Source organism: Paracoccus sp. Z118, assembly GCF_019061185.1.
Taxonomy (GTDB): domain Bacteria; phylum Pseudomonadota; class Alphaproteobacteria; order Rhodobacterales; family Rhodobacteraceae; genus Paracoccus.
Map to the genome: position 1 here is coordinate 1 of NZ_JAHQZU010000092.1, position 1,199 is coordinate 1,199.

Below are 1,199 nucleotides of genomic sequence, written 5' to 3' on the forward strand. Positions count from 1 at the left end.
AATGGCCGCGGGCGTCAGCGCTGCGCTGGCCGATATCCTCCTTCCTGCGGGGCTGACGCCCGCGCTGCTGAAAGCCGAGGGGCGCTATGTCGAAGACATCTACTGACCTGACGCGCCATGCGCTGAACGGCCCCACGATGGGCACCCGCTGGTCGGCCGTGTTCTTCGCGGGTGGCATGGACCCGGCCCCCGTGCAGCACGCGCTGCAGGCGGCGGTGGACGAGGTGGACGCGCAGATGTCCACCTGGCGGCCCGACAGCGACCTGATGCGCTTGAACGCGGCACCGGTAGGCGAGTGGGTGCCCGTGCCCGCGCATCTCATGGCCGTGCTGCGCTTGGGACTGCAGGTCGGACGCGCCTCGGGCGGGGCCTTCGACATCGGCATGGGCGACGCGGTGGGGGCTTGGGGTTTCGGCCCGGCACCCGCCGACGCGGACCGCATCCGGCAGACGCTTTCCGTTCCCCGCCGCCCCGCGCACGAGTTGCTGGAACTCGATGCCGCCGCCTGCCGCGCACGGAAAGCCGCGCCGGCGACGCTCGATCTGAACGGCATCGCCAAAGGCTACGGCGTGGACCGGCTCGCCGAGAACCTGCGCGGCGCCCGCATCGACTCGGCCTTGGTCGGCATCGACGGCGAGATGCGCGCTTTTGGCTCGCGGCCGGACGGGCAGGCGTGGGCCGTGGCCGTCGAAACGCCCGATCCGCACCGCCGCGCGACGCATTCGCTGCTGGCGCTGCAGGATGCGGCGGTGGCGACCTCGGGCGATTACCGGCACCGGATCCGCGCGGGGGGCGGATATCTGTCGCATACGATGGACCCGCGTCGCGGCGCACCTTTGCTCGACCCGCCCGCCTCCGTCACCGTCGTCGCACGAACTTGTGCCGCGGCCGACGCCTGGGCGAGCGCCCTGATGGTGCTGGGCGAGGTGGAGGGCGCCGCATTGGCCTGCCGCCTCGGCCTCGATGCGGTGTTCCTCCTGCGTGAGGCGGAGGGCATCCGGTCGCTGGCGACAGGGCACCTGTTCGGCGCGCCGGTCAGGGCGGACGAGCCCCGCGTCCCTGTGCATCGGTGCAAGTCAACCTTGCCGGGTTCGCCAATTCCCCGGCATCCGCGGACACCCTATTCTTCAATCATCCAAGCACCGGCAAGCGCCGGTTCATAAACAGGAAACAAGCCATGCAACATCACAAACCGTTAG

General features: G+C 70.6%; 1 protein-coding gene. It reads left to right on the plus strand.

Features of this window, described 5'->3' with window-relative positions:
- Positions 1-86 precede the first annotated feature (86 nt).
- Positions 87-1,163, plus strand: a complete 1,077-nt coding sequence (locus KTN05_RS17595) for an FAD:protein FMN transferase (RefSeq protein WP_217330662.1) — start codon at positions 87-89, stop codon at positions 1,161-1,163.
- The last annotated feature ends 36 nt before the right edge of the window (positions 1,164-1,199 follow it).